At 65.3% G+C, this 24,183-nt stretch carries 23 protein-coding genes and 4 pseudogenes; 6 read left to right on the top strand and 21 right to left on the bottom strand.

From position 1 onward, the window contains the following. Positions 1–592 precede the first annotated feature (592 nt). Positions 593–886 carry a hypothetical protein gene (locus ACFJGX_RS15810; protein ID WP_382325228.1) on the top strand — a complete coding sequence of 98 codons (294 nt, stop codon included), beginning with the start codon at positions 593–595 and terminating at the stop codon, positions 884–886. Positions 887–893: 7 nt separating this feature from the next. Here the strand turns inward: ACFJGX_RS15810 and ACFJGX_RS15805 are convergent, their stop codons facing one another. The 3 genes from ACFJGX_RS15805 to ACFJGX_RS15795 all read right to left on the bottom strand — a co-directional run bounded on the left by ACFJGX_RS15805 (position 894) and on the right by ACFJGX_RS15795 (position 2,792). After that, on the bottom strand, positions 894–1,748 hold the full coding sequence (locus tag ACFJGX_RS15805; RefSeq protein ID WP_382326541.1) for a hypothetical protein: 855 nt from the start codon (positions 1,746–1,748) through the stop codon (positions 894–896). Between the two features lie 103 nt (positions 1,749–1,851). After that, on the bottom strand, positions 1,852–2,673 hold the full coding sequence (locus tag ACFJGX_RS15800) for a hypothetical protein (RefSeq protein ID WP_382325232.1): 822 nt from the start codon (positions 2,671–2,673) through the stop codon (positions 1,852–1,854). Then, a complete protein-coding gene (locus ACFJGX_RS15795; RefSeq protein ID WP_382325234.1) occupies positions 2,652–2,792 on the bottom strand; it encodes a hypothetical protein in 141 nt (46 codons plus the stop codon). Before ACFJGX_RS15795 ends, ACFJGX_RS15800 begins: the two co-directional genes overlap by 22 nt. 481 nt (positions 2,793–3,273) lie before the next feature. Between ACFJGX_RS15795 and ACFJGX_RS15790 the strand changes: the two genes are divergently transcribed. Continuing rightward, positions 3,274–4,140, top strand: a complete 867-nt coding sequence (locus ACFJGX_RS15790) for a hypothetical protein (protein WP_382326539.1) — start codon at positions 3,274–3,276, stop codon at positions 4,138–4,140. A gap of 117 nt (positions 4,141–4,257) precedes the next feature. On the opposite strand, the gene aceA is transcribed toward ACFJGX_RS15790, so the two are convergent. Then, positions 4,258–5,589: an isocitrate lyase gene (aceA, locus tag ACFJGX_RS15785; protein WP_382325238.1), complete on the bottom strand. Its 1,332-nt coding sequence runs from the start codon at positions 5,587–5,589 to the stop codon at positions 4,258–4,260. Positions 5,590–5,953: 364 nt separating this feature from the next. On the opposite strand from aceA, the pseudogene ACFJGX_RS15780 reads away from it, so the two are divergent. Further along, positions 5,954–6,805 (top strand): annotated as a pseudogene (locus tag ACFJGX_RS15780) (DMT family transporter); the annotation flags it as partial. Between the two features lie 42 nt (positions 6,806–6,847). Here the strand turns inward: ACFJGX_RS15780 and ACFJGX_RS15775 are convergent. Continuing rightward, a complete protein-coding gene (locus ACFJGX_RS15775) occupies positions 6,848–7,519 on the bottom strand; it encodes a sulfite exporter TauE/SafE family protein (RefSeq protein WP_382326537.1) in 672 nt (223 codons plus the stop codon). A 20-nt stretch (positions 7,520–7,539) separates the two neighbouring features. Then, positions 7,540–8,919, bottom strand: coding sequence for an oxygen-independent coproporphyrinogen III oxidase (hemN, locus tag ACFJGX_RS15770; RefSeq protein ID WP_382326535.1), 1,380 nt, complete (start codon positions 8,917–8,919; stop codon positions 7,540–7,542). A gap of 152 nt (positions 8,920–9,071) precedes the next feature. Between hemN and fnr the strand changes: the two are divergent. Then, positions 9,072–9,792: pseudogene (gene fnr / locus ACFJGX_RS15765) on the top strand (fumarate/nitrate reduction transcriptional regulator Fnr). Here the strand turns inward: fnr and ACFJGX_RS15760 are convergent. The 9 genes from ACFJGX_RS15760 to ACFJGX_RS15720 form a co-directional block, all read right to left on the bottom strand. Further along, a complete protein-coding gene (locus tag ACFJGX_RS15760; RefSeq protein ID WP_382325631.1) occupies positions 9,770–9,982 on the bottom strand; it encodes a hypothetical protein in 213 nt (70 codons plus the stop codon). The pseudogene fnr and the gene ACFJGX_RS15760 sit on opposite strands and share 23 nt — an antisense overlap. A gap of 19 nt (positions 9,983–10,001) precedes the next feature. Continuing rightward, complete coding sequence (locus ACFJGX_RS15755) at positions 10,002–10,220, bottom strand: hypothetical protein (protein ID WP_382326533.1); 219 nt, start codon at positions 10,218–10,220, stop codon at positions 10,002–10,004. 115 nt (positions 10,221–10,335) lie between these two features. Continuing rightward, complete coding sequence (gene ccoG, locus ACFJGX_RS15750) at positions 10,336–11,709, bottom strand: cytochrome c oxidase accessory protein CcoG (protein ID WP_382325633.1); 1,374 nt, start codon at positions 11,707–11,709, stop codon at positions 10,336–10,338. 77 nt (positions 11,710–11,786) lie between these two features. Then, positions 11,787–12,713: a cytochrome-c oxidase, cbb3-type subunit III gene (ccoP, locus tag ACFJGX_RS15745; RefSeq protein ID WP_382326531.1), complete on the bottom strand. Its 927-nt coding sequence runs from the start codon at positions 12,711–12,713 to the stop codon at positions 11,787–11,789. After that, entirely contained in the window at positions 12,710–12,877 is a 168-nt protein-coding gene (locus ACFJGX_RS15740; RefSeq protein ID WP_382157313.1) for a cbb3-type cytochrome oxidase subunit 3, read from the bottom strand. Before ACFJGX_RS15740 ends, ccoP begins: the two co-directional genes overlap by 4 nt. 19 nt (positions 12,878–12,896) lie before the next feature. Beyond that, positions 12,897–13,523, bottom strand: coding sequence for a cytochrome-c oxidase, cbb3-type subunit II (gene ccoO, locus ACFJGX_RS15735; protein WP_291118216.1), 627 nt, complete (start codon positions 13,521–13,523; stop codon positions 12,897–12,899). A gap of 12 nt (positions 13,524–13,535) precedes the next feature. Continuing rightward, entirely contained in the window at positions 13,536–14,981 is a 1,446-nt protein-coding gene (gene ccoN / locus ACFJGX_RS15730) for a cytochrome-c oxidase, cbb3-type subunit I (RefSeq protein ID WP_382325246.1), read from the bottom strand. Between the two features lie 81 nt (positions 14,982–15,062). Further along, on the bottom strand, positions 15,063–15,200 hold the full coding sequence (gene ccoS, locus ACFJGX_RS15725; protein ID WP_204735344.1) for a cbb3-type cytochrome oxidase assembly protein CcoS: 138 nt from the start codon (positions 15,198–15,200) through the stop codon (positions 15,063–15,065). Between the two features lie 9 nt (positions 15,201–15,209). After that, entirely contained in the window at positions 15,210–16,559 is a 1,350-nt protein-coding gene (locus tag ACFJGX_RS15720) for a heavy metal translocating P-type ATPase (protein ID WP_382326529.1), read from the bottom strand. A gap of 218 nt (positions 16,560–16,777) precedes the next feature. On the opposite strand from ACFJGX_RS15720, the gene ACFJGX_RS15715 reads away from it, so the two are divergent. After that, positions 16,778–17,167 carry a hypothetical protein gene (locus ACFJGX_RS15715; RefSeq protein ID WP_382326527.1) on the top strand — a complete coding sequence of 130 codons (390 nt, stop codon included), beginning with the start codon at positions 16,778–16,780 and terminating at the stop codon, positions 17,165–17,167. 56 nt (positions 17,168–17,223) lie between these two features. Here the strand turns inward: ACFJGX_RS15715 and ACFJGX_RS15710 are convergent. Then, positions 17,224–17,328 (bottom strand): annotated as a pseudogene (locus tag ACFJGX_RS15710) (cation transporter); the annotation flags it as partial. A 367-nt stretch (positions 17,329–17,695) separates the two neighbouring features. Here ACFJGX_RS15710 and ACFJGX_RS15705 point away from each other — a divergent pair. Next, positions 17,696–18,139: a universal stress protein gene (locus ACFJGX_RS15705; protein ID WP_291118227.1), complete on the top strand. Its 444-nt coding sequence runs from the start codon at positions 17,696–17,698 to the stop codon at positions 18,137–18,139. A gap of 288 nt (positions 18,140–18,427) precedes the next feature. On the opposite strand, the pseudogene ACFJGX_RS15700 reads toward ACFJGX_RS15705, so the two are convergent. The 5 genes and pseudogenes from ACFJGX_RS15700 to ACFJGX_RS15680 form a co-directional block, all read right to left on the bottom strand. Next, a pseudogene (locus tag ACFJGX_RS15700) lies at positions 18,428–19,979 on the bottom strand (malonyl-CoA synthase). Between the two features lie 30 nt (positions 19,980–20,009). Beyond that, positions 20,010–20,777 carry an enoyl-CoA hydratase/isomerase family protein gene (locus ACFJGX_RS15695; RefSeq protein ID WP_382325250.1) on the bottom strand — a complete coding sequence of 256 codons (768 nt, stop codon included), beginning with the start codon at positions 20,775–20,777 and terminating at the stop codon, positions 20,010–20,012. Continuing rightward, the gene (locus tag ACFJGX_RS15690; RefSeq protein WP_382157304.1) at positions 20,774–21,760 is read right to left on the bottom strand and encodes a Bug family tripartite tricarboxylate transporter substrate binding protein; all 987 of its coding nucleotides are present in this window, start codon (positions 21,758–21,760) and stop codon (positions 20,774–20,776) included. Before ACFJGX_RS15690 ends, ACFJGX_RS15695 begins: the two co-directional genes overlap by 4 nt. A 32-nt stretch (positions 21,761–21,792) precedes the next feature. Further along, on the bottom strand, positions 21,793–23,124 hold the full coding sequence (locus ACFJGX_RS15685; RefSeq protein ID WP_382157302.1) for a malonyl-CoA decarboxylase domain-containing protein: 1,332 nt from the start codon (positions 23,122–23,124) through the stop codon (positions 21,793–21,795). After that, a complete protein-coding gene (locus ACFJGX_RS15680) occupies positions 23,121–23,780 on the bottom strand; it encodes a GntR family transcriptional regulator (RefSeq protein ID WP_382157300.1) in 660 nt (219 codons plus the stop codon). The genes ACFJGX_RS15685 and ACFJGX_RS15680 overlap by 4 nt, the downstream gene beginning before the upstream one ends. Between the last annotated feature and the right edge of the window lie 403 nt (positions 23,781–24,183).

Genomic DNA, 24,183 nt, shown 5'->3' with positions numbered 1-24,183 from the left:
CTTGTAATGAGACGCTGAAGACACCCAGTGGCACGACGTCCCGGCAAAGGGCATAAGAAGCTCAACGTCAAGAACATCCAGAAAAGCTCGGCGACTACACCTGCGAAAACGGTGTCGTTTTCTTGCACACACGCCGGAAAGTGACTGCGTAGTTCTTGGGTTGCCCACGGCAAAGCAATCACTTTCCGGCGAGGTGCATAAGTCGTGACGGGACAATTGGGCGCATGAACTGGAGAAAGCACATGCCTAAGTTCGATTGGTCCAAGGAACCGCCGAAGTGGAAGCTCGCCGCTTGGGCAATCATGTTCTTGCCGACCACCCTACTCGCCGCAGCGGTGGTGCTGAAGGCTTTGAAGTAATGGACGCCGGAGGCGGTAGGGGAGGATTGCGCATGTGGGTCAGGGCGCAACGGGCCACTGGCGGGTGGCGGCCCCGGCGATGGCACGCGGTGCCCCAAGTTGGTCCGTGGTGACGCCGTTGGTACTCGGGGATAACCACCCCCATGGCTCGCGGCTGCGCGGCACCTGTGGCCAGTTCTTGGGCGTGGGATCTTGGTCTACGATCGAGAGACGCAAGCACCCTGCACGCCTACATGCTCTTCAAAGCCCGCCCCTGCCCGTCCTGCAGCGCCGACCATGGACACAGCCGCTGGGCCGTAGCCAACAGCTCATACATGAAGGGTCTACGGTGCGCGCGATGCCGGGAAATCTTCTACCAGGCCGGCATGGGCGTCTGGTTCTGGTCGTTCGTACTGCTGCCGATCACACCCTTCTTTCTGATCCATTGGGGTGTGGGCCTACTGGCCATGGCGGTGGAGGTCGGGCTGGTGATGCTCTACATCAACCGCCGAAAGCCGTTGGTGGCCGCGCATCGTCGATATCCGTAGCCCAGATCTACGCAGAGGAAGACAACGACCGCAGTCCGCTCGAATCAATCAAGTACCCAGATGAGCTTCCGTCAGGGTTGCGCGCAAGTACAAACTGGAGCAGCCCGGCAGGCTCTGTAGACATGCCGGATACGAATGGCACTGATCGAAATTTCCCAGCCGCGTAGCGCACAGGGGACGTAGTTCGCACGACCTTCAGGCCGACGAGAAGCTCAAGAATCTCTCCCGATCGCGCACCATCGTCAATCTTCCACAAGCCGTTGGCATCGGTGTAGCTGAGGTGGCAACTGCGCTCCTCGCCGCCCTTCACGTGCGCGCGGACCGTATCTTGTACTAGGTCTGTATTCAGCAGGCGACGCACGAAAGCGTCCATAGACATTGGGCCAAGGCGGGTGGGAACAATGTCCGTCGCAGGAATAGGCAGTTGCTCCTTTGTGCCGCACGAAAACTGACACACAGCAGCGACGTCAAAGTTCATCGTTACTACATCGAACACTCCCGACCCTTCTAGAGCAGCGATCATGGGCCAGTCGGCGCCGCAAGCCTCTTCAACCGTAAGGGTTTCGATGCCAAGGAACTCGGCCTTTCGGAGAGCCGGCTTTGAGAAGCCACTTTCAGACACAAGGATCAGCTTGTCTGTTGCGAGGTTCTGGTGCTTCGCATACATCTTCTCGATCCAAGGTGTGTCCGCAGGCCGGCTCCAAGCAACCACTTCCAAGCTCAAGTGAACTTGATAGCTCGCGGTGTTGGAAATGATAATGACATCGACCTCACGCGACTCGCCCGTCACACGATCAAGCAACATGGCGGATTCAGCAACCTTCGCTTGTCCGGCCAGTGTTGCTGTGAGAAGTACGACCAAGCGCTGGAATGCATTTGTGCGAGCAGGCATTGGGCGTAGACGGAGAGTGAATAGGGATGCGGTCAGCAGCCGCGATACGAAGTCACTATTACGGCAGGTTCACCTACTGACCTTCGTTTGAACGGATGTACTGAAGCCACCTCTTGGCAACGCTGCGCACAAAAGACTCTGCCTCTCCTTTGGACATAGGGTTGCCCAACTTGGCTGCCTCTCCATGCGCATGCCTCGCCCAGTCACCAGACACTGAATCAAGATGCACCGCCTCCGCAAATCGATGGTACTGATTGTCAGAAATGCCGAACTGCTGACCGAAGGCCTTGGCGTTTGAGTTCGGCCCGCGCATCAGCTCATAAATTTTGAACAGCGTTACGCCTGTCTGCGCCTCGATGGCAAGCAACTCCAAGACCTTCGCAGCCTTGGGGTTGAAGTAGGCGGGTACGAGTTGAGACAGTTGCGAATCCAATTTCGCTTGGTACTCGGCCTCGGCCCTCTCCTCATGCCACGCCCTCAGTTCATCTTCTGACAACCCGGTCCGAGGGCTTACCGTCAGCGTGGCGTCGAAAAAGGTTGTGTGGGTATGAAGTACATCCTGAACTTCCAGGAACGCGTGGCGGGTTGCGGGATTTCTGGAGTAGTCGATGACGGAACCCAGTGCGAAGGAGGCGTCGATCCCGCCGACAAAGGAACTGCGCACCTTTTTGCCGATGTCGTAGACCTCAGTTGCTGTGGAACAGTCATTGATCCCAGGCGATGAGAAAGCAACATGTGGTGCCTCGTCTACGAGTTCGAAGCCAAGCTCATTGAGCAGATCCGCGAGATTCCTGCGTTCAAGCTGTGTGCCCTGCACTTCTATCGCCCACTTCAGTCGAAGTGCACCACCAGTGGCGGTAGAGAGTACTGACGTCACGAGCTTTTCCTTGACCATGCAAGCGCCACCGCCGCAGCCGCGCACACAAACAGCCCCACTACGAACAGGGCGGATCCGGTGGGATGCTTGTCCATCGTGGCGATGAGTGCCGCCAAGTTTTGAAAATCAATGCTCATGGTTGTTCTCTGTCCTGGCCTTAACAGCGACCAGATGAAGAAATGCTAGCCGGCAGACCAACGTACTCAATCACCCGCCGACCGGCACACCCATTTAGGCGACATGTGGTGTCGATGAAACATGCAAAAAAAACATTTAGACACATTTTGCAATGTGCAAGAGCGACCACCCCCTAGCCACAACCGCACACACCCGCGCTCGCTTCCTCCTGGTGCGACACGAAGGTGTAGCCCTTGGCTACGGGCCGAGCCTCAGACTCAAAACCGCATCAGCCGCAATTTGTTGACTGAAGCCCCCGCAGCCACCCAATGAGAGGGAAACACCTGCTCAGTATCTGAGCGACGCCCCTCACGCCGTCCGTCGCTTTCCCAAATATTTGGGATGGCTGCAATTGCCCGGGAGGATCATTGTCATGAAGGTAACAAGCCGTGTCGTCATTGTCTGGCGGCCGTGCATCTCTTTGCGCCTCAAGGAGCACCCATGAAGAACTGGTGTTTGGTTTTTGTAGCCGTGGCGCTAACCGGATGTCAGAGCATGACGAACCTGCCGTACGGTAAGCCTCTCTTAAACGGCGGCCGCCCGGGAGAGACAGGCATCGGCTACGGCTACTACCCACTCGACCCGCTTCCTTTGCAGGTTGATTCCAGCATGGACAAAGCCAAAATTCTGAAAGCCTTACCTGATGAGACCATCAGAATGGCAATAGGCGAGGTGAAGTCCGATGGTGGTATCTCGTTTGGTGCGACACGAGTTGGCGCGGCATCGAGAAGTTACGTGGTGATCGTCGACTACATGAAGTACACGACACAGATACTTCCAGCAAAAATTTCTGCACCTGACAAGGATGGTGCGAGAACGGCTTCAGTCGTTCAGGATGGCACCGCCGCCAACGCGATTATTCCGCTCTACGTTGGCATCGGCCTGCGAATGACAGCAAGCATTTATGTGGTGAGCGGCGAGGTCGATCTCGGCAGTCTGTTTGGTCTCGGAGCCGCAGCGAAGGCCAATCAAATTACCGGCACGTTGATAGTGCAAAACATGGGAATTGGCTCGAAAGAGGCGACAGACTTGCTTCCGATGCCCAACGCCATCAGCGATGCGTCTATCCAACAAGCCATCATTTCACTCGCATCCATCAAGACCAAAGTCTATGACGCGGCTGAACCAACACCACGCGTTTTGGGAATCTACAACACACTCGGGGGCAATCAAGAAACCATCAACGGGGTGATTGGGGGCATCTTGTCACATCCCATCGATTTCCCTCCAAAGGCACCTGTTGCGAAGACGAGTAGTGCAACTGTCGGTAGAGCAGGCGGGGCGGGGCAAGTCAACGCGGATAAGTAGCCCCATACCTGCCTCGCGTATTCGTGATTGGGCTGAGATCTTCCTGCCCTCTTCCACCACACCAACAAAAAAGCCGCCCCGAAGGGCGGCCTGTCTCCTCGGATCCGGGGAGTCAGCTCAGTGGAACTGCTCTTCCTCGGTGGACCCCGTCAGCGCCTTCACGCTAGAAGAACCACCCTGAATAACCGTGGTCACGTCGTCGAAGTAACCCGCGCCCACTTCCTGCTGGTGCGACACGAAGGTGTAGCCCTTGTCGCGTGCGGCGAATTCGGGTTCCTGCACCATTTCCGTGTAGTGCTTCATGCCTTCGCCGCGGGCGTACGCATGGGCGAACTGGAAGGTGTTGAACCAGTTGATGTGGATGCCGGCCAGCGTGATGAACTGGTACTTGTAGCCCAGCGCGGCCAGGTCTTCCTGGAACGAGGCGATCTGCTTGTCGTTGAGGTTCTTCTTCCAGTTGAACGAGGGCGAGCAGTTGTACGACAGCAGCTTGCCGGGGCAGGCGGCTTGCACGGCTTGCGCGAATTCGCGGGCGAAGCCGATGTCGGGCACGCCGGTTTCGCACCACACGAGGTCGGCGTACGGGGCGTAGGCCACGCCACGGCTGATGGCTTGCTCCAGGCCGTTCTTCACGCGGTAGAAGCCTTCCTGCGTGCGCTCGCCGGTGAGGAAGGGCTTGTCGTTGGCGTCGTGGTCGCTGGTGATCAGGTTGGCGGCTTCGGCATCGGTTCGGGCCAGCACGATGGTGGACACACCCATCACGTCGGCGGCGAAGCGCGCGGCGATCAGCTTCTCGCAAGCCTCTTGCGTGGGCACGAGCACTTTGCCGCCCATGTGGCCGCATTTCTTCACGGCGGCCAGCTGGTCTTCGAAGTGCACGCCCGCAGCACCGGCGGCGATCATGTTCTTCATGAGTTCGAAGGCGTTGAGCACGCCGCCGAAGCCGGCTTCCGCATCGGCCACGATGGGCAGGAAGTAGTCGATGAACTCAGGGCTGCCCGGCTCGATGCCACGGCCCCACTGGATTTCGTCGGCGCGCTTGAAGGTGTTGTTGATGCGGCGGACCATGGTGGGCACCGAGTCGTAGGCGTAGAGCGACTGGTCGGGGTACATGGTTTCCGAGGTGTTGCCGTCGGCGGCGACTTGCCAGCCCGAGAGGTACACGGCTTCCAGGCCGGCCTTGGCCTGTTGCATGGCCTGGCCGGCGGAGATGGCGCCGAAGGCGTTCACGTAGCCCTTCTTGGCGCCACCGTTGACCTTGTCCCAAAGTTTCTCGGCGCCGCGCTTGGCCAGCGTGTGCTCGATCTGCATGCTGCCGCGCAGGCGCACGACGTCGGCGGCGCTGTAGCCGCGCTTCACACCCTTCCAGCGCGGGTTGGTCGCCCAGTCTTTCTCCAGGGCTTCGATCTGTTGGGCGCGGCTCAGTTGCTCGGTCAGGGATTGCGGCATTTGAATACTCCGTGAGGTTGATGGATCGGGGCGGCTGGCTTGCATGCAAACGCGGTGCCGTTGAGAAGACTTTAAGTCTTATAGAAGAGTTTTGGAAGCTCTTATGTCTTATATAAGATAAAAAATTTCTTGTTGTTTTTCAAAGAACTATTTCTCAAATTTCTCGATGTAGAAATCCGTTTCTTGCATTGAGAAATTTTCTTGCGCCGCAACATTTTATGTTTTCATATTGCAAAACAAACATCTCTCATCCCGGAATACCCTGAAACGCTTCAGGCATGATGCGACCCACTTTCGTGCACACCCGTCAAAAACCGTGACTTCCCCGAACCGTTGGTGGGCCTATGCGTGCCTGGCCTTGAGCATGTCGCTGGTGGGCAGCTATGTGGCCCTCTCCAAGCCCCTGGTGCTGGTGTTCCCTGTGTTCCTGCTGGCCTGGCTGCGCTTTGGCATCGGCGGCCTGGCGATGTGGAACTGGTTGAAGAGGCCGGCCGACGAACCGCCGATGTCGCCACGCACGCGCGGCCTGCTGTTCCTCGAATCGTTCCTGGGCAACTTCCTGTTCTCCATCTGCATGCTGTTCGGCGTGAGCCTGACCACCGCTGTGGCCGCGGGCGTGGTGATGTCGTCCATCCCGGCCGTGGTGGCCTTGCTGAGCTGGCTGTTCCTGCGCGAGCGCATCGGCTGGCGCAGCGCGGCCGGCATTGCCTGCGCGGCGCTGGGCATCGGCCTGTTCTCGCTGCAGAAGGTGGACGCCGGCGCGGTGGTGGCCGACACCAGCGGCCCGTTCGGCATCAGCAAGGCGCTGCTGGGCAACCTGCTGGTGTTCGCCGCCGTGGTGTGCGAGGCCTCTTATGTGGTGATCGGCAAGCACCTCACCGAGGGCCTGGGGCCCAAGCGCATCTCGGCCATCATCAACCTCTGGGGTTTCGCGCTGGTCACGCCGTTCGGCCTGTGGGCGGCGTGGACGTTCGACTTCTCCACCGTCGCCCTGCCCGTCTGGGGCCTGCTGGTGTTCTACGCGCTGGCCGCGAGCGTGTGGACGGTGTGGCTGTGGATGACCGGGCTCAAGACGGTGCCCGCTTCGCAGGCTGGTGTGTTCACCGTGATGCTGCCGATCAGCGCGGCGGCCATCGGCGTGTTGTTCATGGGCGAGCGGTTGTCGCTCCTGCAGGGCGTGGCGTTCGGCATCGCCCTGCTCGGCCTGGTGCTGGCGCACCCCTGCCCGGCCGCGCCGCGCCCAAGGCCTGAGCGTTTTTCAGAGACACCAGAGGCCGGTGGGCTGGGTGATGCCCATCCACAGCGCCCAGCCCGAAGTGACGGCCAGGGCCAGCCCGGCCAGGCGGATGCCCCAGCCACCCGAACGCGCGCCGCGCAGGCGCAGCAGCAGCCACGGCCCGGCGGTGAGCGAGACCGAGGTTCCGATGGAGAACAGGGCCATGATGGCCGCGCCTTCCAGCGCGTTGGCCGAGAGCGAGGCCACCAGCAGCGCCGAGTACAGCAGGCCACAAGGCATGAGCGCCCAGGCCACGCCCAGCACCACCGGCGCGCGCGGCCCCAGTTTCACCATGGCGGGCCGGGCGCGGCGCCACACCTGCTGCCCGAGGTTCTCGATCCAGGCCGGTTGGCGCGCGCGCCAGAGCAGCGCCGCGCCCAGGAGCAGCGCGGCCACATGGAACATGGTCCACACCGGCCGCAGCACCGCGGTGTTCGTGCCCAGCCAGGCCAGGCCTTGCACCGAGCCGGCCGCGAAGGCGCCGAACAGCGCGTAACCCAGCATACGGCTCGCCTGAAAACCCAGCAGGGCCTGCGTGCTGCGCGCGCCGGCCGCGCGACCGATGCCGGCGCAGGCCGCGCCGCACATCGCCACGCAGTGCGGGCCGCCCACCAGGCCCATGAAGAGCGCCGTGATCGCCATGGAGGTTTGCATGGTGGGCGCCCGCGCCGGCCTCAGATGATGCGCGAGAAGCGCGCTCGGTCGAGGTCGACCTGCAGGTTCTTGTCGAACACCATGGCGATGGCGCGCACCAGGAACCAGCCGGCCTCGGTGACCTGGATGCCGGTCGGGCTCAGGCACACCAGGCCCTCTGCGGCCAGGCCTTCGAGCACCTCGAGTTCGCGCGCGAAGTGGCTCTTGAAGCTGATCAGGTGGCCGAGTTCGATCGACTCGAACTGCACCTCGCCCTGGCACATGAGCGCCATGATCACCGCGCGGCGCAAGAGGTCGTCGCGCGTGAGCGCGAGCCCGCGCACGATGGGCAGGCGGCCCTGGTCGAGCAGGTCGCGGTATTCCTCCAGCGTCTTGGCGTTCTGGCTGTAGGTGGCACCGATGCGCCCGATGGCGGACACGCCGAGCGCGATCAGGTCGCAGTCGGGCTGCGTGCTGTAGCCCTGGAAGTTGCGGTGCAGGCGCCCCTGGCGCTTGGCGACCGCGAGCGCGTCGTTGGGCAGCGCGAAGTGGTCCATGCCCACGTAGACATAGCCGGCGTCGATCAGCGCATCGAGCGACATCGACAACATGCCGAGCTTGTCGCCCGCGCTGGGCAGCTCGGCCGCCGAGATGCGCCGCTGCGGTTTGAAGCGCGACGGCAGGTGGGCGTAGGCGTAGAGCGCGATGCGGTCGGGCCGCAGCTCGTTCACCTGCGCCAGCGTGCGCGCGAAGGACGCGGGGGTCTGCAGCGGCAGGCCGTAGATCAGGTCCACGTTGACCGACTCGAAGCCGATGCGGCGCGCCGCGGCCACCAGCGCGAACACCTGCTCGGCGGGCTGCACGCGGTGCACGGCCTTCTGCACCGCGGGGTCGAAGTCCTGCACGCCGAAGCTCAGGCGGTTGAAGCCCAGGCGGGCCAGGGTCCTCAGGCGGTCCTCGGTCACGGTGCGCGGGTCCACCTCCACCGAGTACTCGCCGCCGGGCGCGAGCGTGAAGTGGCGCCGCAGCATGGCGATAAGTTCTTCGAGCTCGGCATCGGAGAGGAAGGTGGGCGTGCCGCCGCCCAGGTGCAGTTGCGACACGCTGTGGCCCTGGCCCAGGTGCGCCACCTGCAGCTCCACCTCGCGCGCCAGGTAGCGCAGGTACTCGGCCGCGCGCGAATGGTGTTTGGTGATGACCTTGTTGCAGGCGCAGTAGTAGCAGACCGATTCGCAGAACGGGATGTGCACGTACAGGGACAGCGGCAGGGCCATCGAGCCCGCGCGGCGCTGTTGCAGCGCCTGGATGTAGTCGTTTTCGGTGAACGCCTCCACGAACCGGTCGGCGGTGGGGTAAGAGGTGTAGCGCGGCCCCGGCACGTCAAAACGCTTCAGCAGCTCCTCGGAAATGGCGTGGCTCAAGATCGAATCTCCATCAAGGCCCTCACTGTGCGACAGAGTGTCTGGAATTCCCTTGATCCTGGTCAAAAGGTGGTGAACTGATCCGATGCCGGGGCGTGAAGTCGACACCGTGGGGGGTATGCTGTAACCTTTTGCGAATCCGGACTTTTCTAATGGACGCTCAAAGCATCAAAGTCGCCTGCTCGAGCTGCAACCTGCGCGAGCTGTGCTTGCCCATGGGCTTGAACCCCGACGAGATGGACAAGCTGGACAAGGTGATCTCCAAGCGCCGCCGCATCAAGCGCGGCACGGCGTTGTTCAGCGTGGGGGGACAAGTTCACGTCGCTGTACGCCGTGCGCTCGGGCTTCTTCAAGACCTGCGTGACCACGGCGGACGGCCGCGATCAGGTGACCGGCTTCCAGATGACGGGCGAGATCATCGGCCTGGACGGCATCGTGAGCGACCACCATTCCTGCAACGCGGTGGCGCTGGAAGATGCCGAGGTCTGCGTGATGCCGTTCGACCAGGTCGAAGAGCTGTCGCGCGAATTCACCACCCTGCAGCACCACGTGCACAAGATCATGAGCCGCGAGATCGTGCGCGACCACGGCGTGATGCTGCTGCTGGGCAGCATGCGCGCCGAAGAGCGCCTGGCGGCCTTCCTGCTCAACCTGGTGCAGCGCCTGCATGCGCGCGGCTTCTCGCAGTCCGAGCTGGTGCTGCGCATGACGCGCGAAGAGATCGGCAGCTACCTCGGCATGAAGCTCGAGACGGTGAGCCGCACCTTCTCCAAGTTCGTGGAGGACGGCATCATCGATGTGAAGCAGCGCTACGTGCACATCAAGAACACCGACGGCCTGCGCCGCATCGTCAATCCTCAGACTTGCGGATGACGAGCAGCGCGGTCAGCGCGCTCGACACCGCCGTCACCCCCCAGAAGACGAAGAAGGCCACGGTGTAGACCGCCTGGCGCGACCAGTCCAGCGGCTGGCCGAACCAGTGCAGGTCGCCCGGGTCCACCATCGCGAAGACCAGCATTTCCAGCACCGCCGCGAGCAGGAAAGCCGGCCAGGCGATGCCCATCCAGTGGCGCGCCTGCACCTCAGCGCTCCGGTTGAGGCACCACCGGCGAAGCCGCGTGGTTGCGCGCCTGGTGCGCGGGCTGCAGCTTGATCAGCGCCTCGGCCTTCGCCTGCCCTTCCAGCGCCAGCGCGGCTTCGCGGTCGCGCTCGAACACGGCCTTGTCGAGCACCGGGTCGGCGTTGTGGACGGCGATGAAGGCGGTGATGAGGCTGCGCCACCACCACCACCAGCGGGCCACCCACCACCAGCCACATGTGTGGGACGCGCCACCAGGACACCGGCGGCACGGAGGCCGCCACGGCGGGAGAGCTGGATGGGTTCATGAGAGAGCTCCTTCGGGAAGATGGATCGGATCAGCGCGGCACGAGGAAGGCCGCCTTTTCGGAGACGTGGATCGATTCGTCGCCGATGGCGCGGATGTCGAAACGGATCGGGTGCGAGCCGGGGCTCGCGGCATCGGGCGGGATCTGCACCCGCACCGCCACCGCACGCACCTCGGTGGAGAGCACCTCCACCTCGGCGCTGGAATCCAGTGCGATGCCGGGCAGGCCGGAGACACCGATGGCGTAGCGCTGCGGCGACTCGGTGGCGTTCATGATCTGCAGGCGGAACACGTTCTCGATGCGGCCCTGCTCCACCATGCGGGCCAGGGCGCCGCGGTCGCGGATCACGTCCACCTTGAGTGGCGTGCGCATGTAAAGGCTCAGGCCCACGGCCAGGGTGATGGCGCCGAGGATCGCGGTGTAGATCAGCACGCGCGGGCGCAAGGCGCGCCGCAGCATCTGCCGCGTGGTCCAGCCGTTGTCCAGGCCGTTCTCGGTGGAGAAGCGGATCAGCCCGCGTGGGTAGCCCACCTTGTCCATCACGTCGTCGCACACGTCGATGCAGGCCGCGCAGCCGATGCAGTCGGACTGCAGGCCGTTGCGGATGTCGATGCCGGTGGGGCACACCTGCACGCACAGCGTGCAGTCCACGCACGAGCCCAGCCCCAGGGCCTTGGGGTCGGCCTTCTTCGAGCGCGGGCCGCGCGGTTCACCGCGCCGCGTGTCGTAGGTGACGATCATGGTGTCCCGGTCGAACATCGCGCTCTGGAAGCGCGCGTAGGGGCACATGTACTTGCAGACCTGCTCGCGCAGGAAGCCGGCGTTGCCGTAGGTGGCGAAGCCGTAGAAGAAGATCCAGAACAGTTGCCAGGGCCCGAGCGCGGCGGCCACCGAGAGCGCGCCCAGTTCGCGGATGGGCGTGAAGTAGCCGACGAAGGTGAAGCCGGTCCAGAGCGAGAAAGCGATCCACAGCGCGTGCTTGAGCGAGCGCTTGCCCAGCTTGCTGGCGGACAGGGCGGACTGGTCCAGCCGCAGGCGGGCCGAGCGTTCGCCCTCCACCTTCTTCTCGATCCACAGGAAGATTTCGGTGTAGACCGTCTGCGGGCAGGCGAAGCCGCACCACAGGCGGCCGGCCACGGCGGTGAACAGGAACAGCGCGAAGGCGCAGATGACCAGCAGGCCGGTGAGGTAGATGAAGTCCTGCGGGTAGAGCACCAGCCCGAAGATGTAGAAGCGGCGCGCCTCCAGGTCGAACAGCACGGCCTGGCGCGCGTTCCACTCCAGCCAGGGCAGCCCGTAGAAAACGAGCTGCGTGATCCAGACCATGACCCAGCGCCAGTTGGCAAACAGGCCCTGGACCGATCTCGGCTGGATCTTCTCGCGCGCGGCGTACAGGGACACCATCGTCTCGTCATCGACGGGGACGATGGGAATGGGGGCTCTGGGCTTGCTGGACGGACTGGTCACGTGGTGCAAATCGATCAGTTGCCGGCCGCTGCCGCCGCGCCGCCCTTGTTGGACAGGCCCCAGACGTAGGCGCTCAGCACATGGATCTGGTCCGCGTTGAGCTTGCCGGCCTGTGCCGGCATCTGGTTGTTGAAGCCCTTGGTGATGGCGCGCACCACGGCGTCTTCGCCCCAGCCGTGCAGCCAGGTGTTGTCGCTCAGGTTGGGCGCGCCCATGGCGGTGTTGCCTTTGCCGTCCGCACCGTGGCAGGCGGCACAGGCCGCAAAGCCGGCGCGGCCCAGCGCGGCGCGCACCGAGTCGTGCGGGCTGCCCGAGAGGCTGAGCACGAAGTGGGCGACGTTGCGCACGTCGTCCGGCGTGCCGACGGCGGCGGCCATGGGCGGCATGACGCCGTTGCGGCCCTGGGTGATGGTGGCCTTGATCGCCTCCGGCTCACCGCCCCAGAGCCAGTCGCGGTCGGTCAGGTTGGGGAAGCTGCGCGCGCCGCGCGCGTCCGAGCCGTGGCACTGGGCGCAGTTGTTCATGAACAGGCGCTCGCCGATGGCCATGGCCGAGGCATCGCCCGCGAGCTGTTGCGGCGTCATGCCATTGAACTGCGCGTAGATCGGCGCGATGGCCTTCTCGACCTTGGCCGCCTCGGCCTTGTGCTGGCCGTCGGACGACCAGCCCAGCAGGCCCTGGTACTTGCCGAAGGTCGGGTACAGCAGGCCGTAGGCGATCGAGAACACGCAGGTGATGATGAAGAGGTAGACCCACCACTTGGGCAGCGGGTTGTTCATCTCGCGCAGGTCGCCGTCCCACACGTGGCCGGTGGTGTTGTCGGCCGTGGCCTTGACCTTGGTGGTGCCGCTGATCCAGAGCAGGACCAGGCAGGCGATGATGCTGACCACGGTCAGCACGGCCACGTACCAGTTCCAGAATTCGCTGGTGAAGTCGCTCATGACGGTTCTTTCGTGCTGTCGGTGGTGGCTTCGTCCTGGAACGGCAGCATCGCTGCCTCGTCGAAGCGGGACTGGTTGCGCCGGGCCCAGGCCCAGGCCACGATGCCCAGGAAGGTCATCAGGCTGATCACGGTGACGGCGCTGCGCAGGTCATTGATGTCCATGTGATGTTCTCCTTGGCACTCACTTGATGGCGGTGCCCAGCACCTGCAGGTAGGCGATGAGGGCTTCCATCTCGGTCTTGCCCTTCACGTCGGCCTGGGATGCGGCGATCTCTTCGTCGGTGTAGGGCGCGCCCAGGGTGCGCAGCACTTCCATGCGCTTGGGCAGGCCGGCCTCGTTCACGGTCTTCTTCTCCAGCCAGGGGTAAGCCGGCATGTTGGACTCGGGCACGAGGTCACGCGGGTTGTTCAGGTGGATGCGGTGCCATTCGTCGCTGTAGCGCCCGCCCACGCGCGCCAGGTCGGGGCCGGTGCGCTTGCTGCCCCACTGGAAGGGCCGGTCGTAGACGAATTCGCCGGCCACCGAGTAGTGGCCGTAGCGCAGCGTCTCGGCCTGGAAGGGGCGGATCATCTGCGAGTGGCAGTTGTAGCAACCCTCGCGCACATACACGTCGCGCCCGGCGATCTGCAGCGCGCTGTAGGGCTTGAGGCCCTCCACCGGCTGCGTGGTGGACTTCTGGAAGAACAGCGGAACGATCTCGACCAGACCACCGACCGCGATCACCAGCACGATGAGCACGATCATCAGGAAGTTGTTGGTCTCGATCCGCTCGTGGGTGAAACCCTGGGGCTTGTTGTTGTCGGCCATGGTTGTGGCTCCTCAGGCGTGGGCGGGGTTGAGAGCGGGAATGCGGACGTCTTCCACGCGGCCGTTGCGCGCGGTCATCACCGTGTTCCACAGCATCACGCCCATGCCGGCCAGGTAGAGCACGCCACCGAGCAGGCGGATGACGTAGAACGGGAAGGTGGCCTTGACCGATTCGACGAAGGTGTAGGTCAGGCTGCCGTCGGGGTTGATGGCGCGCCACATCAGGCCCTGCATCACACCGGCGATCCACATCGCGGCGATGTAGAGCACGATGCCCAGGGTGGCGATCCAGAAGTGCAGCTCGATGGCGGGCACCGAGTACATCTTCTTCTGGCCGTACAGGCGCGGAATCAGGTAGTACATGGAACCCATGGTCACCAGGCCCACCCAGCCGAGCGCGCCGGAGTGCACGTGGCCCACGGTCCAGTCGGTGTAGTGCGAGAGCGCGTTGACCGTCTTGATCGACATCATCGGACCCTCGAAGGTCGACATGCCGTAGAACGAGAGCGAGACGATCAGGAAACGCAGGATGGGGTCGTCGCGCAGTTTGTGCCAGGCGCCCGAGAGCGTCATGATGCCGTTGATCATGCCGCCCCAGCTGGGCGCGAGCAGGATGAGCGAAAACACCATGCCCACCGATTGCGTCCAGTCCGGCAGCGCGGTGTAGTGCAGGTGGTGCGGGCCGGCCCACATGTAGGTGAAGATCAGCGCCCAGAAGTGCACGATGGACAGGCGGTACGAGTACACCGGGCGCTCGGCCTGCTTCGGAATGAAGTAATACATCATCCCGAGGAAGCCGGCGGTGAGGAAGAAGCCCACGGCGTTGTGGCCGTACCACCACTGCACCATCGCGTCCTGCACGCCGGCGTAGGCCGAGTAGCTCTTGAAGAGGTCCACCGGCAGCGCGGCGCTGTTGACGATGTGCAGCACGGCCACGGCCAGGATGAAGGCGCCGAAGAACCAGTTCGCCACGTAGATGTGGCGCACCTTGCGCAGGCCGATGGTGCCGAAGAACACGATGGCGTAGGCCACCCACACGAGGGTGATGAGCACGTCGATCGGCCACTCCAGTTCGGCGTATTCCTTGCCGGAGGTCATGCCCATGGGCAGCGAGACCACGGCCAGCAGGATCACGGCCTGCCAGCCCCAGAAGGTGAAGGCGGCGAGCTGCCCGCCGAACAGCCGCACCTGGCAGGTGCGCTGCACCACGTAGTAGCTGGCGGCGAACAAGCCGCAACCGCCGAAGGCGAAGATCACCGCGTTGGTGTGCAGCGGCCGCAGGCGGCCGTAGGACAGCCACTCGACGCCCAGGTTGAGCGCCGGCCAGGTCAGCTGCGCGGCGATGATCACGCCCACCAGCATCCCCACCACGCCCCAGACCACCGTCATGATGGCGAACTGCCGAACGACTTTGTCGTTGTAGACCGCCGACTGGCTGGCCCTGTTGGTCACGGACATACACATACTCCTTGCCAATGTCACTGCCGACAGTGTGCGCAGGGAGTTCCTGTTTGGCCTTGACCTAGGTCAAGCGCGCCCTCAATCGCCCTTGAGGATGCGCTCGCCTTCGCGTTCGATGTTGTCGAACTGCCCCGCCTGGAGCGCCCACCAGAACACGCCGATGATGCCGAACACGAGCAGCACGGACAGCGGGATCAGGAGGTAGAGGATGTCCATCGAAAGCCTTCAGTGCCGCGCCAGGCGCAGGGCGTTGCCGATCACCAGCAGCGAACTCGCCGCCATGCCCAGGCCGGCCAGCCAGGGCGGCATGTAGCCGGCCAGCGCGAGCGGCACGCTGACCACGTTGTAGGCCGCGGCCCAGGCCAGGTTCTGCCGCACGGTGCGCAGCGTGGCGCGCGCCTGGGTGAGGGTGTTGACCACGTCCATGACCTGGCCCCCCTGCACGATGAAGTCCGACTGCGACTGCGCCAGCGGTGCCGCGTGGCCGAGCGCGAAGGAGGTGTCGGCGCGCGCGAGCACGGGCCCGTCGTTGAGGCCGTCGCCCACCATCGCCACTTTCAGGCCACGCGCCTGCAGCGCCGCGATCTCGGCCAGTTTCTGCTCGGGCGAGGCGCCCGCGATCACGTGGTCCACGCCCACCACCTGGGCCACCTGCCGCGCGGCGGTCTCGCGGTCGCCCGACAGCAGCCAGGTGCGCACACCGAGCGCGCGCAGCGCGGCCACGGCGGCCACTGCGTCGTCGCGCAAACTTTCCTGCAGAACAAAGCTCGCGATCCAGCCGCGGGCGTCGCTCAGGTGAACGGCAGGCAGGTGCTCACCGGCCACCGAGGGCGGGAGGCCGCAGTACCCGGCCGAGCCCAGGCGCACCCAGCTTCCGTCGGGCCGCAAGGCCTGCATGCCCTGCCCTGCCCGCTCGGTATGCCCTGCCAGTGGAGCCAGGTCGGGCTGGCACGCCATGGCCTCGCGCGCGATCATCCGGGACACGGGGTGCAGCGAGCCTTCGGCGAGGGCGCCCGCCAGCGCCCACGCGTCCGAGAGGCTTGCACCTTCCCGGAGGGTGACCTTCTGCAGCGCCAGGCGGTCGTGCGTGAGCGTGCCGGTCTTGTCGAACACCACCGCGTCGATGCCCGCCAGCGCCTCGAAGGCCTGCAGCCGACGCACCAGCACGCCGCGCCGCGCCAGCGCGCCGGCCGAGGCCAGCATGGCCGTCGGCGTGGCCAGCGACAGCGCGCAGGGGCAGGTGACGATGAGCACGGCCACCGCCACCGCGAGGGCCTGCGTGTGGTCGATCTGCCACCAGTAGAAGCCGGCCACGGTGGCCGCGAGCAGCACGAAGACGAGGAAAGGCGCCGCGACGCGGTCGGCCAGCACGGCCAGGCGGGGCTTCTCGGTCGAGGCCCGTTCCATCAGCTGGACGATCTGCGCGAAGCGCGTGTCGGCGCCGAGGCGGTCGATGCGCACCCGCACCGGGCCGCCGAGGTTGAAGCTGCCGGCCACCACGCCCTGCCCTGCCTGGAGCGACAACGGGTGCGACTCGCCGGTCAGCAGGGCTTCGTCCACCATCGGCCAGGCCATCGAGCAATTCACCGTCGGCCGGGAAGGCCTGGCCGGCCTGCACGCGCACGGTGTCGCCCACGCGCAGGCGGCGCAGCGAGACGGACTCATAGCCGCCGTCGGGCTTCTGCCGCTCGCAGACCTCGGGCAGCCGGTTCATGAGGCCGTCGAGCGCGCCGGCCGTGCGGTCGCGCGCCTTGTGCTCCAGGTAGCGCCCGCCCAGCAGGAAGAACACGAACATGGTCAGCGAGTCGAACCAGACCTCGGCGCCCCAGGGGCCGGTGGGGTCGAAGGTGGCGGCCGAGCTGACGAGGAAGGTCACGAGGATGCCGATGGACACCGGCGTGTCCATTCCCACGCGGCCGTGCTTCAGGTCGCGCCAGGCGCTGGCGAAGAAGGGGCCGCTGGCGAAGAACACCACGGGCAGGCTGATCACCCAGCTGGCCCAGCGCAGCAGCTGGTTGATGTCGGGCGGGATCTCGCCGGGCGCGGTCACGTACGCGGGCCACGCGTACATCATCACCTGCATCATGCAGAAGCCGGCCACGAAGAGGCGCCACAGCGCCTGGCGGGTTTCGCGCAGGCGTTCGCTGACCGAGAGCGCGTGCTGCATGGGCAGCAGGCGGTAGCCGGTGTCGCCCAGCGCGCGGGCCAGGCTGGAGAGGCGCGTGCGCGTCGGGTCCCAGCGCAGCGTGAGGCGCCGCGTGGCGGCGTGCACCTGGGCGCGTTGCACGCCGGGCAGGTGCTGCAGCACCGACTCGACCGTGTCGGCGCAGGCGGCGCAGTACATGCCCTGCACCACCAGCACGGATTCGGCACCGGCGCCCTCGCCATCGGGCGCGAGGGCGCGCGTGAAGGTCTCCTGTTCGACGGGGTCGTCCAGGACGGCGAAGTCGTCGGTGACCGTGAGGGAGCCGCGGTGGGTGCCCAGCCAGTCGGCGCGCGGTGGCGATGGCGTGGCCTCGCCTGCCGCAGGGGGCGGGACGGCGGGCGCGGGGAGGGGCAGGCACGTGGCTTGCCACGAGCGCGGAGGCGGCCGGGTTCATGGTGGGAGCGTATTCCACGCCGTGCTTCGGGCCATTGACATAGGTCAACACCTGAGGCCCCTGCTTTGTTACCCTGAGGGTTCCGAGTTCAACCACACAAGGAGATCAACAATGTACAAGCGAATTCTCGTGGCGACCGATGGTTCGAAGCTGTCGCAGAAGGCGGTGGAGCATGGTCTGAATCTGGCCGATCTGACGGGTGCCGAGGTGGTGGCGCTCAAGGTGATTCCGCGTTACCCGCAAACCTATTTCGAGGGTGGTGTGGCGTTGGCGGCGGCCGAGGTGGCCCGCATCGAGAAACAATGGCAGGAAGAGGCGCTGGTGGCGGTGAATGCGGTGAAGTCGGCCGGGCAGTTGCGTGAGGTGAAGGTGAAGCCGGTGACGGTGAAGTCCGATCTGGTGGCCGAGGCGATCATCGCGGCGGCCAAGCGCAACAAGTGCGATCTGATCGTGATGGCTTCGCATGGGCGTCGGGGCATCAAGCGTCTTTTGCTGGGCAGTGAGACGCAGCAGGTGCTGACGCATTCGCACATTCCTGTGCTTGTTCTGCGCTGACGTTTTTTTGGGGTGATACCTCGCGGGAGTCAGGGGCAGCGGGCTCTGCTCCGCGGGTGTCCCCCGGCGGCTGGTGCCGCCGCCTCCTTTACCCCGCTGCGCAGAGCCCACTGCCCCTGACTCCGCAAAAGCATCGGCGGCCAACGTTCCGAACCACCCGCAGGTCCTCGGTGATCGGGGTGGCCGGCGCAGCGAAGTAAAGGAGGAGAACCGGCGAAGCCGGTTCGGGGGACATGAGCGGAGCCGGCCACCCCGATCACCGAGGACCGCTGTGGCCGGAGAAAACAGTCAGGCGAACAAGCCCTTGTACTGATCCCGAAGCAGGTTTTTCTGCACCTTCCCCATGGTGTTGCGCGGCAACTCCGCCACCACCACACAGCGCTTGGGAATCTTGAAGTTGGCCAGCCGCGCCTTGAGCGCGGACACCACCTCATCGGGCTTCACCGAAGCCCCGGGCTTGGTGATCACCACCGCCACCCCCACCTCGCCGAAGTCCGGGTGCGGCACACCCACCACCGCGCTCTCGGCCACGCCCGGCATCTCGTTGATGTAGCCCTCGATCTCGGCCGGGTAGACGTTGTACCCCCCGGAAATGATCAGGTCCTTGCTGCGCCCGACGATGCTCACATAGCCCCGCTCGTCGATGCGCCCCACATCGCCCGTCTTGAAGAACCCATCGGCGGTGAACTCCTCGGCCGTCTTCTCCGGCATGCGCCAATAACCCTTGAACACATTGGGCCCGCGCACCTGGATCGCACCGATCTCGCCCACCGGCACCGCCTTCGTGTCCTCGTCCACCACCCGCAACTCGTTGCCCGGCAGGGGAAAGCCCACGGTGCCGCCGCGCCGCTCGCTCTCGCCACCGAAGCGCGCGTCCGCCGCATAGGGGTTGGAGGTGATCATCACCGTCTCGCTCATGCCGTAGCGCTCCAGGATGGTGTGACCCGTGCGGGTCTTCCACTCCTCGAAGGTCTCGATCAGCAAGGGCGCGGAGCCCGAGATGAACAGGCGCATGTGGGCCACCTGCTGTTTCGTGAGGCCCGGTTCGGCGAGCAGGCGCACGTACAGCGTGGGCACACCCATGAACACCGTGGCGCGCGGGAACAGCTCCAGCACCGCGCGCGGCTCGAACTTGTTGAGCCACAACATCGGGCTGCCATTGATCAGCGCGCCGTGGATGCGCCACGAACAGGCCGTGCACGTGGAAGATCGGCAGCGCGTGGATCAGCACGTCGCCCGGTTTCCAGCCCCAGTATTCGCGCAGCACTTGCGCGTTGCTCAGCATGTTGCCGTGCGACAGCATCGCCCCTTTGCTGCGGCCGGTGGTGCCGCTGGTGTAGATGATCACGCCCAGGTCTTCGGCGCGGCTGTGCGCCGGGGTGTGCTCGGCGCTGTGGTGCGCGGCACGCTCCAGCAGGCTGCCGGTGCGGTCGTCGCCCAGCGTGAAGACGTGGCGCGTGCCGGCCTTGAAGGCGATCTTGGAGACCCAGCCGAAGTTGGCCGGGCTGCAGACCACCACGGCGGGTTCGGCGTTGCCGATGAAGTACTCGATCTCACCGGCCTGGTAGGCCGTGTTGAGCGGCAGGAACACGTGGCCCGCGCGCAAGGTGGCGAGGTACAGCACCAGGGCCTCGACCGACTTCTCCACCTGCACCGCGATGCGCGAGCCTTCGGGCAGCTTCATCGAATCGAGCAGGTTGGCCATCATGGCGCTGGCGCGGTCCAGGTCGCGCCAGGAGTAGCGCAGGCCGGCATGGGCGCCGCCCACCGTCTCCACGGCGGTGCTGTCCAGATCGGCGGGAAAGGCCGCGCGCAACGCGGCGTACAGGTTGTGGTTCATGGTGTGGGAACGCAACGGAGGAAAAGGGATTCAGAAAACGGGTTGGCGCTTGGCCAGGAAGGCGGCGATGCCTTCGCGGTGTTCGGCCTGGGCGGCGTAATGGTAGGCCTGCTCGACCACGGCCTGCACCGGCTGGCCCGCGCCGAGCGCGCGCAGGGTCTGCTTGTTCTGCCGCGCGGCCTGCGGCGCCAGGCGCGCGATGCGCTGCGCGCGGGCCTGCACTTCGGCGCTCAGCTCGGCATCGGGCCGCACCGCCTGCAGGAAACCGCGCGCCTTCATCTCGTGCGCATCGAGCACGGCGGCTTCCAGCAGCATCTCGCGCGCGGTCGCCAGGCCGGCCTCGCGCGCCACCAACTGGGCTTCGCGCGGGGCCATGGGAAAACCCAGGCGGGCGATGGGCGCGCCGAAGCGCGCGCCCTCGCCGGCCACGCGGATGTCGCAGCAGCTGGCGATCTCCACGCCCGCGCCCATGCAGTTGCCCTCGATCTGCGCCAGCAGCGGCAGGTCGCAGGCCAGCATGGCGCCCAGGCCGCCCCACACGTCGTTCTCGTGGAAGTCGCGCAGCGCGTCGGCATCGAAGCGAAAGCCCGGGTACTCGGCGATGTCGCCACCGGCGCAGAAGTGCCCGCCCTCGCCCGCCACGATCACGCCGCGCAACTCGGTGCGCGCCTGCAGCTCGGTGAAGACCGACTTCAGCTCGCGCCACATCGCGCGCGACATGGCGTTGAACTTGCCCGGGTGGGACAGCGTCACGCGCGCCAGCGCGTGATCGATGGCCAGGTGAACCCGGCCGCTCATTCGAGCGTGGCGCCCGAGGCCTTGACCACCTGCGCCCACTTCTGGATTTCGCCCTTGACGAAGGCATCGAACTGCGGGCCACTCACGTTGGCGAATTCCGCACCCTGGTTGGCCCAGACCGCTTTCGCTTCATCCGTGCTCACGGCCTTGCGGATTTCATCGATCGCGCCTTTCTGCGCGTCCGCCGGCGTGCCCTTGGGCGCCCACACGCCGTACCAGGTGGTCACGTTGTAGTCCGGCAGGCCCATCTCGGCCGCGCAGGGCACGTCCGGCAAGGCCGGGCTGCGCTGCTTGCCCGACACCATCAGTGCCTTGATGCGCCCGCCCTTGATGTGCGCGGCCGACGAGCCCAGGCCGTCGAACATCACGTCCACCTGGCCGGCGATCAGGTCGTTGAGCGCCGGGCCCGCGCCGCGGTAGGGAATGTGGGTGATGAAGGTCTTGGTCTGCTGCTTGAAGAGTTCGCCCGCGAGGTGGTGCGAGGTGCCGCTGCCGGCCGAGGCGTAGTTGAGCTTGCCCGGGTTGGCCTTGGCCATGGCGAGGAACTCCTTGAAGTTGGCGGAGGTCACGCGCTTGGGGTTGACCACCACCACCTGCGGCACGCTGGCCACCAGGATCAGCGGCACCAGGTCCTTGTCGATGTCGTAGTCGAGCTTGGGGTACATGCTGGGCGCGATGGCGTGGTGCACCGCGCCCATGAAGAGGGTGTAGCCGTCGGGCGCGGCCTTGGCCGCGATGCTGGCGCCCAGCGTGCCACCCGCACCGCCCCGGTTGTCGATCACCAGGCTCTTGCCCGAGAGCCGCGCGAACTGCGCGGCCATGGGCCGGGCAAACGCATCGGTGCCACCCCCTGCCGGGAACGGCACGATCAGGGTCACCGGCTTGGTGGGCCAGGTCGACTGGGCATGGCCCGCCGTGGCATAGAGGGTGGCGCCGGCCACGGCCGCGCGCAGGATGTCTCGTCGATTCAGGCTCTCGGTCATGCTGTTGTCTCCTTGTGGTTGAAATGGCGGCTTCAAAGATAGAGGTCCTTGATGGCCGCGGCTATCGGGATCTTTCCCTGCGCGAGCGAGGCGCGGTGCTTGTCCAGTCGCTTGAGATCGTAGAGGTAGTTCACCATCAGGCCGTAGGACTGTTTCAGCCCCTTGGCCGACGGATCGGCGGCCCAGTTCAGGCGCTCGACCCGCGCGCCGTTGCCCAGGTGGAAGCGCGCCACCGGGTCCAGCGGCTTGCCCTCGTTCAACTCGTCGCCCAGGTAACGCGCGGCCCAGCCCATGAGCGCGCGGCGCTCGGGCGCGTTTTCGGCCAGCTCGTCCACACGCTCCCAGGCCTTGAGCATCTCGGCCGGGGCGTTCTTCGTGAGCCAGCCGCGCAGGGCCGGAATGGGCGAGAGGGTGGCAAAGGTCTTGAGGCGGGGGAACTCCTGCTTGAGCGTCTCGACCACGCGCTTGATGAGCGAGTCCCCGAAGCTCACGCCCTTGAGGCCGGTCTGCGTGTTGCTGATCGAATAGAAGATGGCGGTGGTGGCCTTGCCCAGGTCGGCCGGCGCGGCCGCCTCGTCGAGCAGCGGCGTGATGCTGGCGGCGATCTCGTTCATCAGCGCCACCTCGACGAAGATCAGCGGCTCCTCGGGCAGGCGCGGGTGGAAGAAGCCGTAGCAGCGGCGGTCGCTGTCGAGCCGGTTCTTCACGTCGGCCCAGCTGCGGATGTCGTGCACCGCCTCGTACTTGATGAGCTTTTCCACCAGCGAGGCCGGCGAGTCCCAGGTGATGCGGCGCAGGTCGAGAAAGCCCACGTCGAACCAGGTGGAGAACATGTACTCCATCTCCACGTCCAGCGCGAACAGGCGCTTGTCGCTGCGCAGCTGCGGCTGCAGCTCGGCGCGCATGTCCACCAGGAAGCGCACGCCCTCGGGGTTGGCGCTGAAGCGCTGCAGCAGGCGGCGCCGGGGCGAGACGGTGGCGCGCCGGTAGAGCACCTCGGCCGCGGCCTCGTCGGGCGTGCCCACGGCGGCGGCGAACTGGGCCTGCGCCTTCTTGACGCGCTGGGGGTCGGCCACGAAGCGCTCGCTCATGAGCAGCCAGAGGTCGCGCCGGTGCGGCGGCGAAGCGCTGGCGTACCAGTCCATCATGGCCTGCGCGCGGCGCCCGCCCTCGACCTCGCTCACCAACGGGTCCACGATGGCCTGCAGGTCCCGGAGGGACTGGCGCAGCATGCGCGGCGACATGGCCTCTTCGTCCTGCCGCAAGGTGGCATCGAGCCGCTCCTGGGTCGAGCGTGGGCCAGCGGCTTTCGCCGTCGGGCGCAGAAGGGAGACGCCTTGCGCCAACCAGTCGGGTGGGGTCATGCCGAAAGCCTCGATGTCTGATTGCGGGCCAGTTCCCGCAAGGCCACGCGCTGTCGCGTGAGGTGGGTGCGCATGGCGGCTTCGGCGCCCTCGGCGTCGCGCGCCTTGAGCGCGGCGAACACCGCCATGTGCTCGGACAGGCTCTGGTCCAGCCGCCCCGGCGCGTGCAGCTGCTGCAGGCGCGCGAGCTTGACGATCTTGCGCAGGTCGCCGATCACCTGGGCCAGCCAGCGGTTGTTCGCCAGCGTGATGATGGCCTCGTGGATCTTGAAGTTGGCGTCGTAGTACTCGTTGATGAGCCGGGCCCGGGCGCTGCGGTTGAGCCGGTCGTGCAGTTGCTCCAGGGCCGCGAGGTCGGCATCGCTCGCGTTGTTCGCGGCCTCGAAGGCGCAACGCCCTTCGAGCAGCGCGATGACGGGAAAGATCTCGTCGAGATCGCGCTCGGTGACCTCGCTCACGAAACAGCCGCGGCGGGGTTCGTGCCGCACCAGGCCTTCGGCGGTCAGCACCTTCAGGGCTTCGCGCAGCGGCGTGCGCGAGATCGCCAGTTCCGCGCACAGCGCAGGTTCGTCGACGAAGCTGCCCGGGGCGAGCACCCCCGCGAAGATGCGCTCGCGCAGCTTCGTTGCCACTTCGTCATGCAGGGAGTTGAGCATCGGTCGTTTGCAAAATTATCTGTAATTACGCGTAATTCTAAGACCACCCATCCCGCCCCCGACACCCCGGACTTACCCGAAGTACCGCCGAGGCCGGGCATGGGCGGCTGCGGATCGGCATCCCGGGTTGCCAGCCATTTCGCCCATCGATGCAATCGAATGCCCGTCCCCATGCAAATCTTTGCATGCCGCCCTACTTCCTGTTTAAAAACAAGACCATTTGGTCAAAATACAAGACCCAATTACTTTGCATTGCCTGCGAAATACCTCACGGCAATTGCATCAAACCGAATTAATAGGCGGTGCAAACCCCTAACTTCCCTTCATTATCCAATCGCCCCGTCGATACGATTGCCAGATCGAAGCGAATCCGTCTGGAAATCACCTCAACGGGCTGAACACC

The sequence above is a fragment of the Hydrogenophaga sp. UC242_50 genome (genome assembly GCF_042697355.1).
Classification (GTDB): domain Bacteria; phylum Pseudomonadota; class Gammaproteobacteria; order Burkholderiales; family Burkholderiaceae_C; genus Hydrogenophaga.
This window is presented reverse-complemented; position numbering and strand designations above follow the sequence as displayed.

Excerpts from the sequence above, each read along its gene's own strand:
- ACFJGX_RS15775 (WP_382326537.1), bottom strand. The coding sequence starts at position 7,519 with ATGCAAACCTCCATGGCGATCACGGCGCTCTTCATGGGCCTGGTGGGC.
- ccoO (WP_291118216.1), bottom strand. The coding sequence starts at position 13,523 with ATGGCCGACAACAACAAGCCCCAGGGTTTCACCCACGAGCGGATCGAG.
- ACFJGX_RS15685 (WP_382157302.1), bottom strand. The coding sequence starts at position 23,124 with ATGACCCCACCCGACTGGTTGGCGCAAGGCGTCTCCCTTCTGCGCCCG.
- ccoP (WP_382326531.1), bottom strand. The coding sequence starts at position 12,713 with ATGAGCGACTTCACCAGCGAATTCTGGAACTGGTACGTGGCCGTGCTG.
- ACFJGX_RS15740 (WP_382157313.1), bottom strand. The coding sequence starts at position 12,877 with ATGGACATCAATGACCTGCGCAGCGCCGTCACCGTGATCAGCCTGATG.
- ACFJGX_RS15810 (WP_382325228.1), top strand. The coding sequence starts at position 593 with ATGCTCTTCAAAGCCCGCCCCTGCCCGTCCTGCAGCGCCGACCATGGA.
- ACFJGX_RS15715 (WP_382326527.1), top strand. The coding sequence starts at position 16,778 with ATGGTCAGCGAGTCGAACCAGACCTCGGCGCCCCAGGGGCCGGTGGGG.
- aceA (WP_382325238.1), bottom strand. The coding sequence starts at position 5,589 with ATGCCGCAATCCCTGACCGAGCAACTGAGCCGCGCCCAACAGATCGAA.
- ACFJGX_RS15705 (WP_291118227.1), top strand. The coding sequence starts at position 17,696 with ATGTACAAGCGAATTCTCGTGGCGACCGATGGTTCGAAGCTGTCGCAG.
- ACFJGX_RS15790 (WP_382326539.1), top strand. The coding sequence starts at position 3,274 with ATGAAGAACTGGTGTTTGGTTTTTGTAGCCGTGGCGCTAACCGGATGT.
- ACFJGX_RS15690 (WP_382157304.1), bottom strand. The coding sequence starts at position 21,760 with ATGACCGAGAGCCTGAATCGACGAGACATCCTGCGCGCGGCCGTGGCC.
- ACFJGX_RS15695 (WP_382325250.1), bottom strand. The coding sequence starts at position 20,777 with ATGAGCGGCCGGGTTCACCTGGCCATCGATCACGCGCTGGCGCGCGTG.
- ACFJGX_RS15800 (WP_382325232.1), bottom strand. The coding sequence starts at position 2,673 with ATGGTCAAGGAAAAGCTCGTGACGTCAGTACTCTCTACCGCCACTGGT.
- ACFJGX_RS15795 (WP_382325234.1), bottom strand. The coding sequence starts at position 2,792 with ATGAGCATTGATTTTCAAAACTTGGCGGCACTCATCGCCACGATGGAC.
- ACFJGX_RS15760 (WP_382325631.1), bottom strand. The coding sequence starts at position 9,982 with ATGGGCATCGCCTGGCCGGCTTTCCTGCTCGCGGCGGTGCTGGAAATG.
- ACFJGX_RS15680 (WP_382157300.1), bottom strand. The coding sequence starts at position 23,780 with ATGCTCAACTCCCTGCATGACGAAGTGGCAACGAAGCTGCGCGAGCGC.
- ACFJGX_RS15720 (WP_382326529.1), bottom strand. The coding sequence starts at position 16,559 with ATGGCCTGGCCGATGGTGGACGAAGCCCTGCTGACCGGCGAGTCGCAC.
- ccoG (WP_382325633.1), bottom strand. The coding sequence starts at position 11,709 with ATGGTGTCCCTGTACGCCGCGCGCGAGAAGATCCAGCCGAGATCGGTC.
- ccoN (WP_382325246.1), bottom strand. The coding sequence starts at position 14,981 with ATGTCCGTGACCAACAGGGCCAGCCAGTCGGCGGTCTACAACGACAAA.
- ccoS (WP_204735344.1), bottom strand. The coding sequence starts at position 15,200 with ATGGACATCCTCTACCTCCTGATCCCGCTGTCCGTGCTGCTCGTGTTC.